Origin of the sequence: Streptomyces sp. NPDC017979, assembly GCF_044328175.1 — a bacterium.
Lineage (GTDB): Bacteria > Actinomycetota > Actinomycetes > Streptomycetales > Streptomycetaceae > Streptomyces.
Map to the genome: position 1 here is coordinate 22,410 of NZ_JBIRGU010000016.1, position 14,487 is coordinate 36,896.

Below are 14,487 nucleotides of genomic sequence, written 5' to 3' on the forward strand. Positions count from 1 at the left end.
CGCTGCGGCTGCGCCGTCAGTGCGTCGCCGCACGGGCCAGCCGGAGGTCCAGCGCCCGCATCGCCCCGTGGAAGGAGTGCCGCAGGCCCGGCTTCGTCAGCCGCGCGAACGCCCGGGCCGCCGGCGGGCCGTCGACGGCGAACGTCCAGCGCACCCGGCTGCCGCCGGTCGGGCCCGGCAAGATGCGCCACTCCTCGGCGAGGGCCGTCACCGCGGGCGCGTTGGTGCGGTCCACGCGGTACGCGTACCGGGAGTCCGGGTCGCTGGCGAGGACGGTCTCCTCGAACGTGACCCCCACTCGCAGGGCGACGTCCCGGCCGTCGCCGCCGCGCGTCGGAACGACCCCGGAGACCGCGTCGAACCACCGGGGCCAGTCCACCAGGTCCTCGGCGAGCGCTTGGTAGACCGCCTGGGGCGACGCCTCCAGGGCTGCCGCGAAGGCCAGGCGCACGGGCGCGACCTCGACGAAGTCGAGTTCCACCGGGCGGAGTTGGTGAGTCATGGTGCGTACCTCCCGAACTGGACGACCAGATCCGCACACGATAGGCGGCGCGGGGCGCAATGTCCCCGACGGGGCCGGGCGTCCCCGCCGCGTCACGGCACGCGGCGCGCCGGCGAGCGCGTCAGTCGTCGTCGGTCGCAGCGAGCGGAGCCAGCGTGCCGCCCGAGGCCAGCCGTGCCGACAAGCGCACCGTGGAGCCCTGGGGGACCGGCACCGCGAGCGTGGTCCCCCGCTCATCGGCGGCAACCGTGCCCGCAGCCGTGATGCGGCTGACGCCACGACTCCCGGCCGCCAACAAGAACCACTTCCCCGACGGCGAACGCCAGTGCGCGCCGGCGAGGACGTGCTGTCCGAACCTGCTGCACGCGGCCGTGTCATCGGCCCGGGCCACCACCGAGCCCGCCGATTCCGGCCCGCCCGCCGGCGGCTGGAACTGGACCAGCACCCGGCCGCGCCCGCGCCACGTCTCCGCCCGGGTGCACACCCAGGCGGCCCGCCCCGCGTCGTCGGGCAACTGCTGGTGCGCGTAGGTCCAGTCGTTCACCGACCGCACGCCGGCGCCCCGCAGCGCCCCGAGGAGGCAGGCGCTACGGGCCCAACTCGCCAGCGCAGAACCGCCGGTGGCCTCCCTCGGCTGACGCGCGGGCGCGTCCTTGCCCGGCGGCGGAGTGTGCGTGAGGTGCACTGGCGCCAGGTCCCCGAGGTCCGTGACCAAGAAGGCGTGGTCCTCCACGATCTGCTGCGACGACCGCAACTGGAGCGCCGGCCACGACGTGCAGGCAGCTCCGGTCCCGGGAGACGGCACCGCAGCGGTCACCCCGCCGTCGGCCACCGCGAGCGCCCGCGCCGCCCCGCCCGGCTCCAACAGATCGCGCACCGCGGCCTCGGCGATCCACGGCGCCAACAGATGGCGCGCCCCGTCCTTCGTGCGGCCGAGCACGATCGACGCCGCGGTGGTGACGTCCGCGTCGTCCGTACGGGCGAAGTCCAGGGCCGGCGCGCCCGCACCGGAACGCGGCTCGGCGTACCGCACCACCCGGCCGCCGTCGTGGAAGAGGACGACGACCGCGTCGTCGACCGCCCCCGCGTACAGCAACCGGGCGGGCGCAGCGGGCCCGGTGCGCACCGTGTCCGCGGTGGCCGAGACCCGTACGGATGCATCGGGCGCGGCCCAGGCGTCGAGCGCCCGCCGCAACAGCGCCCTGTCGGCCGTGCGCTCGCCGCGCGCCGGCCACACCGAGAAGTCCAGTCGCGCCGTGTCCGTCCAGGCGTCGTGCGGCGCCCGCTGCAACAGGTCCACGTCGAGCGCCCGCGCCAGCGCCATCTGCCCCGGCGCACCGGCGTGCGCGGTCACGGGCGCACCGGCGTCGCGCGCCGGCAGGTCCACCGCGGCCATCCCGGCCGCCAACAGCGCGAGAACGCCACCGGCCGCGGCCGTACGGGACCGCTGACGGCGCCGCAGCAGATCGCTCGGCCGGGTCTGCACCGCACACGGATCGAACTCCGCGGCCCGCAACAGCGCCTCGGCCCGCCCGCCGCCCGACTCCCGCAGCCGCTGCGCCGTCCGCAGCGCCGCGCCGGGATCGGCCACCTGGCACTGCAACAGCAACTCCCTGACGTCGGAGTCGCGGAGCCCTTCGAGCACCCCGAGCGCGAACGCCGCACGCGCCGGCGCGGACGCGGACGACAGCGCCTGGTCCAGCGCCAGTTCCTCGGCCCCGCCAGCGCTCGGGAACAACCGCAGCCCCACCACCAGCGGCAGCCCGCCGCCCCGCCACCACCGCCAGCGCAGCGCACCCCGCAGGATCCGGTGCCGCACCCAGCGGTACGCGGCGCCCTCGACCCCGCCCTGCTGCTCCCCGCCCGCCCCGCCGCGGGACGTCCGCGGCAGTGCGCGCTGCACCGTGGCGTGGGCGGCCAGCACCCGCCGATGGCGCCCCAGCGACGGCGGCAGCGTCAGATAGGCGAGACGTACGAGCCGGGGGTAGTGCTCCACGAGGATCGCCTCCGCCTCCTGGACCTCAGGGCGGGCGCCCGTCGTGGCGCGGAGGGACGGCTGACGGTGTGTCGGCATCGGGCGCTGGGCCTTCCGGTACGGGCATCGCATCGCCATGCGCGGATCGCTCTCACTCGTTGCGTCAAACGAGTGGACCCCGGCTCGGTCACCCCCGGACCGCGCCCGCGTGCCCGCCCCGGCCGCTACCGTGCCCGGTTCGTCATGACTTCGGCGCCCGGTCGGCCCGTGACCTCAACGCAGCACGCCGTCCAGCGCCCGCCCGAATACCACCCGGCCCACCCGCGCCACCACCGGGTCCAACAGCCGCGGCAGCGGACGCAGGCGCAGGTCCTCCGTCCACACCACCAACGAGTGCTCGGCCCCGCGCGGGTGCACCTCGATCTCCGCCCACCCCAGGACGAGACGGCCGCGCTTCTCCAACCGGCAGCGGCCCGGAGCCCCGTCGGCGGGCGGCTCCCACCCGACGACCTCCATCGGGTCGTCGACGCCGATCCGCCCCAGGCCCGAGCGCACCACGAAGACCGTGCCCGGCCGCGTCGGGCCGGCGGTGACGGACGCCAGCGCGGTGAACGGCACCCGGGCCGCGTGCCCGCCCCAGTCCGTGACCCGCCCCCACGCCTGCGTCGCCGACAGCGAGACCTCGCGCTCCAGCCGGAACGCGGTCATTCGCCCGGCTCGCGCTCTCCCGCGACCACCAGCCCGTCCGGCAGGTGCTCCTCGATCTCCGCGCGCGCGGCGGCCGGCAGGCCCGTGTCGGTCACCAGGGCGTCCACCTCCGTCAGCCGGGCGAAGGAACTCAAGCCCACCGTTCCCCACTTCGTGTGGTCGGCGACCACGACCACCCGGCGGGCGGAGCGGACGAAGTGACGGTTGGTCTCCGCCTCCGCGAGGTTCGGCGTGGAAAGCCCGGCCTCCACCGAGATCCCGTGCACCCCGATGAAGAGCACGTCGAAGTGGAGCGTGCGGATCGCGGTGTCCGCGACCGGGCCGACGAGCGTGTCCGACGGGGTGCGCACACCACCGGTGAGGACCACCGTCGCACCGCCGGGCCGGCCGGGCGGCGCACCGGGCGGGGTGCGCTGGGCGTTGTGCAGGACGTCGGCGACCCGCACCGAGTTCGTCACCACGGTCAGGTCCGTGACGTCGACGAGCTGCTGCGCCAGTGCGTACGCCGTCGTCCCGCCGGCCAGCGCGATCGCCGTGCCCGGCGTCACCATGGCCGCCGCCGCCCGGGCGATGTCCTCCTTGGCCCGCAGCTCCAGGCCCGACTTCGCCTCGAACCCCGGCTCGTGCGTGCTGGCCTCCACCACGGGCACCGCGCCCCCGTGGACCTTCTCGATCACGCCCTGCCGGGCGAGCGCGTCCAGGTCCCGCCGCACGGTCATGTCCGAGACGTTCAGCCTGCGGGTGAGTTCGTTGACCCGCACCCCGCCCCGTCGGCGGACCTCGTCGAGGATCAACGCACGTCGTTGCTCCGCGAGCAGGTTCTGGTTGTCGGTCACTTCCCAGGCCCGTCCTTCTGTCCGTCTCCCGCCGCTCCCGGCGCCGCCCCGCCGCCCGTGCGGCCGGGGGCGCCCATCCTCCCACGGGCCCGTCCACGCCCGGGCGTACGGACTCCGTGACCTGTCCGCCGGGAGCTGTCAGAATCCGGGACCCTGAGGCGTGGCGCGCAGGCGCGCCGGCAGCCGAACTCCCACCGAGAGAGCGAGTCACCGCAGTGTCCGCTGAAGCGCCCGCCGAACCCCCGCAGCCGTCCGCACCGGGGCCCGCGCTCGAACTCCTCGTCCACGGCGTCGGCGGCACGACCCCGCAGGAGATGCTGGGCGACCCCCGCACGGTCCTCGTCTCCGGCGACGAGAAGGCCGCGGTCTTCCGCCGCGCCGACGACGTGGGCGCGGAGCGCGATCCGGCCCGCGGCCGCGGCGACCCCGTGCCCGAGGCGTACTGCTGGTCCAACCTCACCTCCGGCAACGGCGCACGGGCGCTGTGGCTGCTGCTCCTGCCCTTCATGGTGGCGAACCTCGCGCACTGGATGCGCCCGCGCGCCCGCGGGCGGGTGCGCACCACCCGGGTGTACGGGGCCCTGGTGCGGCTGGTGGCGCTCAGTTTGACGGTGGTGATGACGGCCGCCGCGTGCGAGGTCGCGCTCGACCTGGTGGCCTGGCAGTGCGCCGGGCGCGCGCCGTGCACGGACGGGCGGTCCTGGATCGGCTTCCTCGCCGCCGACCGCGGCGGCTGGTGGTCCCAGCCCGGCCGCCGGCTCGCGCTCGCGGCCCTCGTCCCGGTCGCCCTGGTGGGGCTCCTCTGGTACCTCTCCAACCGCACCTGGACCGCCTACGAGTCCCAGCGCCCGCCGCTCGGCGAGCACACCCCCGTCGCCGACGGGAGCCGCCGCGCCCCCCACAACCCTCACCCTGAAGTCGAGGATGAGGGTGACGGGGACGGCGAGGGCGAGGAGGACGAGCACGCCGGGGACCGGGAGCCGGACCCCCAGGCGCCGCAGTCCGCCGTGCGCTTCGCCCTGGGCCGACCCGGGTTCTGGTACGGCCGTCGGCACGTCGCCCGACTGCGCGCCGCCCACACCGCGGCAGGGTTCCTCACCGTCGCCGCGGCCGTCACCGGCGCCCCCGCGGGCCACGACCGGGGCGGCGACAGCGCCTTGCTGCAAACGCTCGGCATCCTGCTGACGGGCGCCCTGGCGCTCGGGGCGTGCGCCGTGGTCTGGGTCGTGGTCCACCGCGGACGCAGCGAGCGCCGCTTCGACGTCCGCGTCGAGCGCACCGCCGTCACCGCCCTGCCCGACGCCTCGCTCACGGTGCTCGCCGGCGCCCTGGTGTACGCCTCCTGGTCACGGCCCGGTTGGGAGTCGCACGGCACCCTCCCCGGCGAACTGGCCTTCAGCGTGCTCACCATCGCCCAGGGCGTCCTGGTCGTCGCCCTCGCCGCCGTCGCCCTCCGGTTGCACTGCCGCGCCCGCCACCCCCGCAGCGTCCTCGGCGGCCTCGGCGGTCCCGCCGTCGCCGTGCTCGCCTGCGCGCTGGGCTCCGTCATGACCGGCGGCACCGCCCAGCGCGTCGCCGACTGGCTCGACGGACCGGGCACCCCCGGCATGGACGGCGACGGTTCCATCCCCGGGCCACCCGTGCTGCTGAGCTGGCAGGCGTCGGTGATCCCCGTACTGCTCGCGCTGCTGTTCCTGCCCGCCCTGGCCCTCGCCGTACGGACCTGGCTGACGGGCCGTCGGCTCGGCGGCGCCGTCGAGCGGGAGTACGAGCGGTGGGACAGCCGCCTCGACCGGGGCGACCCGGCCGCCCGGCGCCTCGGTGACACCGGCTGGCGCCCCGACCCGGTCCGCACCCGCCGCATCGCCGGCGCCCGCGCACGGGCCGGACTCACCGACTCGGCGCCCCTGATAGTCGGCGTCCTCGCCGCGGCCACCCTGCTGCTCGGCGCCGCCGCCGTCTACGGCGCGTGGCGCAGCGACGCCGTGCCCGGCCGGGCCTTCGAAGGGGGCTTCGCAGACTCCGCAGCTCAGGCCGTCCAGTTCCTGGGCTCCTGGCTGGTGGGCTTCGGCATCCTGCTCTTCGTCACCTGGGGCCGCCGCGCCTACCGCGACCCCTCCGCCCGGCGCACCATCGGCATCCTGTGGGACGTCGGCACCTTCTGGCCCCGGGCCGCCCACCCGTTCGCACCGCCGTGCTACGCCGAGCGCGCCGTCCCCGACCTGACGTGGCGGATGTCGACGTGGACCGCGCAGACCCGGGCGCGCGGCGGCCGGCTGGTGATCTCCGGCCACTCCCAGGGCAGCGTCCTCGCGGCCTCCGCCGTGTGGCAACTGCCCGCCGAGACCCGCGGGCGGGTGGCGCTGCTGACGTACGGCTCACCGCTGGAGCGGCTGTACGGGCGGTGGTTCCCCGCCTACTTCGGACCCGAGGCCCTGCGCGCCCTGCGCGACGAGGTGCACTGCTGGAGCAACCTGTGGCGGCCCACCGATCCCATCGGCGGGCCGGTGCGCGTGCCGTCGGGCCCCCGGCCGTCGCCCGACCGGACCGCGCTGAAGGACCCGGTGGCGTACGGCCGTTCCGAGCGGCACCCGCTGCCCGAGCCGATCCGGGGGCACTCCGACTACCAGGCCGACCCCGCCTTCGCGGACGCCCGCGCGGACCTCCTGAGCCGCATCCCCGGCGTGCCCCGACAGGGCCGGCGCCGCAGGGGGCCGCGCAGCGGAACCGATCCGCGCAAGGGCCGTCAGGGCAGTTCGGGCAGGTCGTCCGGGTAGAGGAGGGTGAGGGCGTCGGTGTCGACCTCGGCCAGTTCGGCGACCCGCCCGGCGTGCCGCTCGACCATCGACTCGAAGGTCTGGCGCGCCGTGCGGCCGTTGCCGAAGGCCGGCCCCTTCGGCAACCGGCCGAAGTACGACACCAGCGCATCGGACGTGCCGTCGGCGAGCCGGTACTCGTGCTCGTCCGCCTGCTGCTGCACGATCCGCAGCAGCTCGCCGGCGCCGTAGTCCTGGAAGGTGATGGTGCGGGAGAAGCGCGACGCCACGCCGGGGTTGACCGCGAGGAAGCGCTCCATCTCGGCGGTGTAGCCGGCGACGATGACCACGACCGCGTCCCGGTGGTCCTCCATCAGCTTCACCAGGGTGTCGATGGCTTCCTTGCCGAAGTCCCGCCCCGTGTCCTCGGGGGAGAGCGCGTACGCCTCGTCGATGAAGAGCACTCCGCCGCGCGCCCGGTCGAACGCCTCCTGCGTGCGGATCGCGGTGGAGCCGATGTGCTCGCCGACCAGGTCCACCCGGGAGACCTCGACGAGGTGGCCGCGCTCCAGCACGCCGAGGGAGGCCAGGATCTCCCCGTACAACCGGGCCACGGTCGTCTTGCCGGTGCCGGGTGAGCCGGTGAAGACCAGGTGGCGGCGGACGGACGCGGCCTTCAGCCCCGCCTCCTGCCGGCGCCGGCCCACTTCGATCATGTTCGTCAGCGAGCGGACCTCGCGCTTGACGCTGTCCAGCCCCACCAGCGCGTCCAACTCGCCGAGCACGTCCTCCGACGCACGGGCGGGTTCCGCGGCCACGGCGGCGACCTCGGGCCGTCCGGTGGCGGCCGGCGCCGCCGTGGCGGGCGCGACCGTCAACAGCCCCGGGGACTGGACCTCGGTCGCGGTCGCCGCCGGTATCGCGGTGGTGGGGGTGCGATCGGCCGACCCCACCGCGGACTCGTCGCCGGTGCACTCCTCCACCAGCAGCAGGGCCGGGTCGGCGAACTCGTAACCCCCGCGGGAGCACCGCTCGGTGCGGCACCGGCTCAGCGTCGTGCGGCAGCCGTCCATCACGTGGAAGCCGTAGCCGCCGCTGCCCGTGACCCGGCAGCCGCGGAACGTACCCCGGCCCTCCGCCGACACGTAGAAACCGGCCTCGGCGGGCGAGGTGACCGTGCACCGTTCGATCACCGGGTCCGCGCCCTTGGTGACGATCACCCCGGTCTGCGCCGCGTCGATCGTGCAGCCGGCGAGGGTGCCGCCGCTGCCGTGGTCCCGGAACCAGGCGCCCGTGGCGGCCTGGCTGATGCGGCAGTCGTCGAGTTGGGCGGTGGCGCCGTCGCTCACCGACACCGCGGTGTTCCGGATCTGGGAGAGGTCGCTGTCGACGACGTCCACCCGGGAGCCGCGGTCCAGGACGAACAGCGCGTCCGGCACGTCGTGGACCCGGCAGGAGTCCAGCACGGCGGTCGCGCCGTCGCTGATCCACACGGCCGGGTAGTCGCCGGTGCTGTCGTGGATCTCGCACTGGTTGGCGTCCACCCGGGTCCCCGGGTCCCACACCGACAGGCCGTTGCGGCCGAAGCGGCGCACCGAGGAGCGGGTGAGGGTCAGCACCGAACGGGACCGCAGGTCGATCGCGTTCTCCGGGACGTCGTGGATGTCGCAGTCGGAGAGCGTGAGCACGGCGTCCGTGTCGAGGGTGACGCCGTCGGCGGAGGTGCGGTGCACCGAGCAGTCCGACAGGTGCGCGGAGGCGCGGGTGCCGACCTGGACGCCCGCGCCCTTGATCTCGTACACCTCGCAGCCGACCGCTTCCAGGACGCTGCCCTCGCCGGTGGCGGCGAGCCCCGCACCCGAGGCGTGGTGCACCCGGCAGCGCTCCAGCCGCGGATGCCCGCCGCCGCGCACCGAGACGCCCGACTGGCCGGCGCTGACGACCTCGCACTCCTCGTACACCCCGCCGGCGCCGTCCAGCACGGCTATGCCGATGCCGGCCGGGTTGTCGACGGTGACCCGGCGCACGGTCGGCCGGGCTCCGCCGCGGACCTCCAGGCCGGTCGCCGAACGGGTGGAGATCCGCACGTCGACCAGGTCCGGGGTGCCGTCCTCGACCAACAGCGCGGGCGCGGTGGTGTCCTGTCCCTCCACGTGCAGGTCCCGCACGGTGGCCGAAGCACGCACGACCAGGGGCACGCCGTCGACGGGCGCGATCCGCACCGACCCGACCGAGCCCTCCGGGCCGCGCAGCGTGACCGCGTGCTGGAGCACGAGGTTCTCCCGGTACGTGCCCGGTGCGACGGTGAGGACGTCGCCGTCCCCGGCGGCTTCGAGCGCCGCCGCGAGGGTCGCGTACTCACCGGTGCGCCGCCGCCAGCGCGACGTGCCGGTGTGGGTCACCTGGACCGTGCCCTGTGCCATGGTGCTGCTCTGCCCCCACCTCGTGGTGTGCTGCCGTGCCCGACGGCGCGACGCGTCCCGGACCAGTCTTCAGGACGCGGTCCGGCGCGCCGCGGGCGGCACCGGATTCCCGGTCCGCGCGGGCGGGTCGAACCACCGTATCGTGCGCGGCGGACGGCAGTTGACGCGTCGCGGGGTCAGCCCCCGGGCCGCCGGTGGTGGCGTGGCTCACTATGGGGCTCCACCCGTGTGACGTGCGCCGGGGCAAGGCGGCACGGATGCGGCGGAACGATGTGATGAAACGTTACTTCGGGTGTTGTCGCGACACGGTCGAGCGGTGGGTGACGCCGGGGCTCCCCCTTCCCCGACGTCGTGGGACTCCCGCAGACCTCGCCACTGGGAACCCCGACACCTGCGTCCGCGACGCCGCGTCAGTACCCCTGGCCGCCCGGATACGGACGGGCCGGCGGGACGTGGTACCCGGCGGGGCCGTGGCCCTGCGGGGGTGCGGGGCGCATCGCCTCGTACCCGGCCGGAGCCGGACGCGGGGGCTGGGCCTGGGGGCCCGGGTAGCCGCGCGGGACGCCCGGCTGCTGCGGCGGGTACGGCGCCGCCGGCTGGAGCGGCCCGGGATGCGACAGCTGCGGCGGGTGGCCGTACCCCGAAGGCGGTTGGGGGGCCGAGGGGCCCGAAGGGAGCGCGGGCAGGGCCGCGGGGAGCGCCGGCAGGTAGCCGTTGCCGTTGGTGTCGTACGCGGAGGGCACTCGGATCGGCGCGATCTGAGGCGTGCCCCGCTCTGCGACGAGGGAGTCGTAGATCGGGGTGTCGGCGAAGGACGGTGCGGAGTAGTAGCCGCCGCCGTAGGAGGCGCGGGGGGAGGTCATGGGACATAAGTTAAGCCCTGAGTTGTCGGTTGGGGAGTCCGGTAAGGGGGTTCTTTCGGCGGAGATGAGGGGGTGCGCACCCCCAATGTGAGCGAACCCGGGAAAATCGGTCGCACCGGCGAGCAAGGATCGTGTAAAGGGCGAGTTGAGAGCGGGTTACTCACGGGTCCGGAGGAGTCTTCTGGGGTGCCCGGGACGTAGGTTGGTGGGCACGAGCGGTCCGGAACACCCCGGCACACCGACGCAGCGACCGCGATGGGGGCGAGCATGTCCATGCGCAAGGGAGCCAACACTCCGGTGGCGGCGCAGCAGGTCCGAGTGGAACTGGGGTGGCGCACGGGCCCGGCGGTCCCCGACGTCGACGCCTCCGCGCTGTTGCTCGACTCCGGTACGGGCAAGGTCGGCTCCGACGGCGACATGGTCTTCTACAACCAGCCGGCGCACGCGTCCGGGGCCGTGCGCCACGAGGGCAAGCGGACCGGCGCGGGCGGCGCCGTGACGGACGCGGTCGCGGTGGACCTGGCGCGCGTGGCGCCGTCGGTCGGACGCATCGTCCTCGCCGCCTCCGCCGACGGCGGGCCCTTCGGCCGGGTGCCGGGGCTTTACGCCAGGGTCGTCGACGCCGCCTCGGGTGCGGAACTCGCCCGGTACGAGAGCGGGGACGCGACCGTCGAGACCGCGCTCGTGCTCGGGGAGCTGTACCGGCGTCAGGGCGCGTGGAAGTTCCGGGCGATCGGGCAGGGCTACAGCACCGGGCTGGAGGGACTGGCGACGGACTTCGGGATCACCGTCGACGCACGGCCGGCACCAGTTCCTGTTCCTGCTCCGGTGGCGCCGGCCCCGCCCGCGCCTGCCGCGCCTGCCGTCCCGCCCGCGCCTGCCGTTCCTCCCGTACGCCTGACCAAAGTGACGCTGACGAAGGAGGCGCCCACGGTCTCCCTCGCCAAACAGGGCGGCACCTCCGGCGCCCTGCGGGTGAACCTCAACTGGCAGGTGCGCAAGCAGTTCAAGGGCTGGGGAGCCAAACTCGGCCGGGCCATCGCCATGCACGCGGACCTCGACCTCGACCTGTGCGCGCTGTACGAACTCTCCGACGGCAGCAAGGGCGTCGTCCAGGCCCTCGGGAACGCCTTCGGCTCCCTCGACCGACCGCCCTTCATCCACCTCGACGGCGACGACCGCACCGGCGGCACCTCCGGCGAGAACCTCACCATCAACCTCGACCACCAGCGCCACTTCCGTCGCATGGTCATCTTCGTGACCATCTACGAGGGCGCGCGCAGCTTCGCCGACCTGGACGCCACGGTGACGCTGACGCCGCAGCACGGCGCTCCGATCGAGTTCGCCCTCGGCGAGTGCACCGTGCCCTCCACCGTCTGCGCCCTCGCCCTGATCACCAACACCGGCTCCGAACTCGTCGTCCAGCGCGAGGCCCGCTTCCTGGTGCCGCAGCGGGGCGTGAGCCCGCAGCGCACCATGGACCACGCCTACGGGTGGGGGATGAACTGGACCCCCGGCCGCAAGTGACGCTGCGCTGTGCGGTCGTGTGGACGTAGTCGCCGTTTCCCTGCGGGTGCGTTGGTCTCCACCGGGCCGCAGGGGCGACGACACGGTGCGCCGCACGGCGAAACCGGGTCCGCCGAGACGGTCTCGGCTTTCAGCCCTCTTCGGGGGCGGGCTGCGGGCGCGCGTAGGTGCGCCCCTTCCACGCGGCGCCGCGCCCGCGGTAGTGCTGCACCGCCGAGTCCACCGTCATCAGCAGGTACAACAGCGCGGTGAACGGCAGCAGCAGGGCGTACAGCGGCGACTGCCGGTAGTACCGCAGCACCGGCAGATACGTACCGACCATGACCACCTGGGCCAGGCCGCCGGCCCATGCCGCGACCGGATCGCCCCCGACGACCCCGGCGACGAGCGTGCCGACCGGCGCCAGGTACACCAGCGCCAGCCCCGCCACCGTGCCGAGCAACAGCACCGGGCTGTGGCGCAGTTGGGCGTACGCGCTGCGGGCCACCATCCGCCACAGGTCCGCCAGCCGCGGATAGGGCCGTACGCTGTCGACCCGCTCGGCCAGCCCCAGCCAGATCCGCCCGCCCGTCCGCTTCACCGCCCGCGCCAGCGTCACGTCGTCGATGACCGCGTGCCGGATGGACTCCGGGATGCGGGCCCGTTCCACGGCCCGTACGCCCAGCAGCACGCAGCCGCCCGCCGCGGCGGCCGTGCGCGCACCTGGCCGGTTGACCCAACGGAAGGGGTAGAGCTGTGCGAAGAGGTACACGAACGCCGGCACGATCAGCCGCTCCCATGCGCCGGCCACCCGCAGCCGCGCCATCTGTGACACCAGGTCGAGCCCGTTCGCCCGGGCGGACGCCACGAGCGCCCGCAGGCTGTCCGGCGCATGGGCGATGTCGGCGTCCGTGAGCAGCAGGTACTGCGGATGCCGGCCGCGGGCCACCGCGATGCCGTGGCGCAGCGCCCACAGCTTCCCGGTCCAGCCGGCCTCCGGCTCGCCCGGTGAGACCACCTCCAGCGGCAGACCGCCGTGCTGCCGGGACAGGTCGCGGGCCAGTTCGGCGGTGCCGTCCGTGGAGCCGTCGTCCACGAGGACGACCGAGGCGCGACCGGGGTAGTCCTGGGCGAGCAGCGACGGCAGGCTGGCCGGCAGCACCGCGGCCTCGTCCCGCGCCGGCACCACCACGACGATGTCCGGCCACGACGGGGCGTTCGAGCCGGAGCCGGGCCCCGGGTCAGGACCGGCGGGGCGGGGGCCCGGATCGGGGTGCGGTGGCAGCCGCTGGTCCGTGCGCCAGAAGAACCCCTGCCCCAGCAGCAGCCACACCCAGGCGAGCAGCGATCCGACGGCGGTCCAGGCAAGGGTGCTCATGGCCGGAGTCTGCCCCACCTCACCGACCGTGCACGGGCGGTCGACTATGGTGACCGGGTGAAGATTGCGCTCATCGACTCCGGAATCGGCCTGCTCGCGGCGGCTGCCGCAGTGCGCCGGATGCGGCCCGACGTGGATCTCGTCCTCTCCTCGGACCCCGACGGACTGCCCTGGGGTCCGCGCACCCCGAAGGACGTCACCGAGCGCGCCCTGAGCATCGCCCGCGCCGCCGCCGCGCACGCGCCGGACGCCCTGATCGTGGCCTGCAACACCGCCTCCGTGCACGCCCTGCCCGCGCTGCGCGCAGAGCTGGAGCCGGCGGTCCCGGTCATCGGCACGGTCCCCGCGATCAAGCCGGCCGCCGCGTCCGGCCGGTCCCTGGCGATCTGGGCCACTCCGGCCACCACCGGCAGCAGCTACCAGCGGGGGCTGATCCGCGAGTTCGCCGCCTCCGCCGCCGTGACCGAGGTGCCCTGCCCCGGTCTCGCCGACGCCGTCCAGTACGCCGACGGACCCGCCATCGAGCGCACCGTCGCCGCCGCCGCGGCGCTGACCCCCGGCGACGTCACCGACGTCGTCCTCGGCTGCACCCACTACGAACTCGTCGCCGACCGCATCCGTGCCGCCATCGGCCGCCCCGTCACCTTCCACGGCTCCGCCGACGCCGTCGCCGCACAGGCGCTTCGCCGGATCGGAGTAACGCCCGGGGTCGGATCGGGGCGCCCCGACCGGGCCGGCGGCGACCTCACCGTCATCCTCAGCGGACGCGAGGGCCGACTGTCCGCACAGGCCCTGGCCTACGCCGAGGCCAGGCTCCTCAGCCCGGTGGTCCCGGCCCGCTGATCCACTGGGGCGCCGGCCGTTCGCGGCGTCCCCGGACGTCCGCGACCCCTCGCGACCGGACCCTGCCCGAACGGTCGATGCTGGGTACGCTGCACGCATGAGGGACCATCCCCGAAAGCGGTACCCGCAGGGCATCGACCCCCCGCGCCACGGGCAGCCGGTCGAGCAGGCCCCCGAGGTCTGGACCGGCCGGGCCACCAACCGCATCCAGTGGCTGCTCGCGATCGCGGGCGCCGCCTGCCTCGCGCTCGGCATCGAGCTGGCCGTGGTCTCGAACTGGACCTCCGGCATCGTCCCGCTGGTCATGTCGGTCGTCGGCTGCGTCGCGGCCGGACTGCTGATGCTGTACGGCACCCTCGCCTTCGTCCACGTGGCGGTCACCGTCGACGGCGACGCCGTCGAGGTGCGGTGCGGCCACATCGGCGTGCCGCGCCGTCGCATTCCGCTCTCCCACGTCGTCGACGCGGAGTTCGAACCCAAGGTGAACCCCCGGCAGTGGGGCGGCTGGGGCTACCGCTGGCGCCCCGAGAAGGGCACCGCGGTCGTCGTGCGCCGCGGTGAAGGCGTCGTGGTCACCCTGGGCGACGGCCGCACCTTCACCGTCACCGTCGACGACGCGGAGGCCGCGGTGCGCGCCATCCGCGACCGACTCGGCACGGCGTCGGGCGTGAGCACGGGAACCTGACCCGGTCCGCGG

Annotated in this window: 11 protein-coding genes; 4 read left to right on the top strand and 7 right to left on the bottom strand. The window is 75.0% G+C overall.

Features of this window, described 5'->3' with window-relative positions; translation table 11 throughout:
• Window positions 1-16: 16 nt before the first annotated feature.
• The 4 genes from ACH4E8_RS30625 to ACH4E8_RS30640 all read right to left on the bottom strand — a co-directional run bounded on the left by ACH4E8_RS30625 (window position 17) and on the right by ACH4E8_RS30640 (window position 4,021).
• On the bottom strand, window positions 17-502 hold the full coding sequence (locus tag ACH4E8_RS30625) for an SRPBCC family protein (protein WP_398454437.1): 486 nt from the start codon (window positions 500-502) through the stop codon (window positions 17-19).
• A 121-nt stretch (window positions 503-623) separates the two neighbouring features.
• Entirely contained in the window at window positions 624-2,576 is a 1,953-nt protein-coding gene (locus ACH4E8_RS30630) for a hypothetical protein (RefSeq protein ID WP_398454439.1), read from the bottom strand.
• A gap of 174 nt (window positions 2,577-2,750) precedes the next feature.
• The gene (locus ACH4E8_RS30635; protein ID WP_398454441.1) at window positions 2,751-3,185 is read right to left on the bottom strand and encodes an SRPBCC family protein; all 435 of its coding nucleotides are present in this window, start codon (window positions 3,183-3,185) and stop codon (window positions 2,751-2,753) included.
• Window positions 3,182-4,021 carry a DeoR/GlpR family DNA-binding transcription regulator gene (locus ACH4E8_RS30640; RefSeq protein ID WP_398454444.1) on the bottom strand — a complete coding sequence of 280 codons (840 nt, stop codon included), beginning with the start codon at window positions 4,019-4,021 and terminating at the stop codon, window positions 3,182-3,184. The genes ACH4E8_RS30635 and ACH4E8_RS30640 overlap by 4 nt, the downstream gene beginning before the upstream one ends.
• 215 nt (window positions 4,022-4,236) lie before the next feature.
• Between ACH4E8_RS30640 and ACH4E8_RS30645 the strand changes: the two genes are divergently transcribed.
• Entirely contained in the window at window positions 4,237-6,798 is a 2,562-nt protein-coding gene (locus ACH4E8_RS30645; RefSeq protein ID WP_398454447.1) for a hypothetical protein, read from the top strand.
• Here ACH4E8_RS30645 and ACH4E8_RS30650 read toward each other — a convergent pair.
• Both ACH4E8_RS30650 and ACH4E8_RS30655 read right to left on the bottom strand, forming a co-directional pair.
• Window positions 6,768-9,200: a right-handed parallel beta-helix repeat-containing protein gene (locus ACH4E8_RS30650; protein WP_398454449.1), complete on the bottom strand. Its 2,433-nt coding sequence runs from the start codon at window positions 9,198-9,200 to the stop codon at window positions 6,768-6,770. The two genes, ACH4E8_RS30645 and ACH4E8_RS30650, sit on opposite strands and share 31 nt — an antisense overlap.
• A 410-nt stretch (window positions 9,201-9,610) precedes the next feature.
• A complete protein-coding gene (locus tag ACH4E8_RS30655; RefSeq protein WP_398454452.1) occupies window positions 9,611-10,063 on the bottom strand; it encodes a DUF6643 family protein in 453 nt (150 codons plus the stop codon).
• A gap of 267 nt (window positions 10,064-10,330) precedes the next feature.
• Here ACH4E8_RS30655 and ACH4E8_RS30660 point away from each other — a divergent pair, with 267 nt between their 5' ends.
• On the top strand, window positions 10,331-11,590 hold the full coding sequence (locus ACH4E8_RS30660) for a TerD family protein (protein ID WP_398454454.1): 1,260 nt from the start codon (window positions 10,331-10,333) through the stop codon (window positions 11,588-11,590).
• A gap of 130 nt (window positions 11,591-11,720) precedes the next feature.
• Here the strand turns inward: ACH4E8_RS30660 and ACH4E8_RS30665 are convergent, their stop codons facing one another.
• A complete protein-coding gene (locus ACH4E8_RS30665; protein ID WP_398454457.1) occupies window positions 11,721-12,947 on the bottom strand; it encodes a glycosyltransferase in 1,227 nt (408 codons plus the stop codon).
• Window positions 12,948-13,004: 57 nt separating this feature from the next.
• Here ACH4E8_RS30665 and ACH4E8_RS30670 point away from each other — a divergent pair, with 57 nt between their 5' ends.
• Window positions 13,005-13,790, top strand: a complete 786-nt coding sequence (locus ACH4E8_RS30670; protein ID WP_398454459.1) for a glutamate racemase — start codon at window positions 13,005-13,007, stop codon at window positions 13,788-13,790.
• Window positions 13,791-13,887: 97 nt separating this feature from the next.
• Window positions 13,888-14,475, top strand: coding sequence for a hypothetical protein (locus ACH4E8_RS30675; RefSeq protein WP_398454462.1), 588 nt, complete (start codon window positions 13,888-13,890; stop codon window positions 14,473-14,475).
• Window positions 14,476-14,487: the final 12 nt, after the last annotated feature.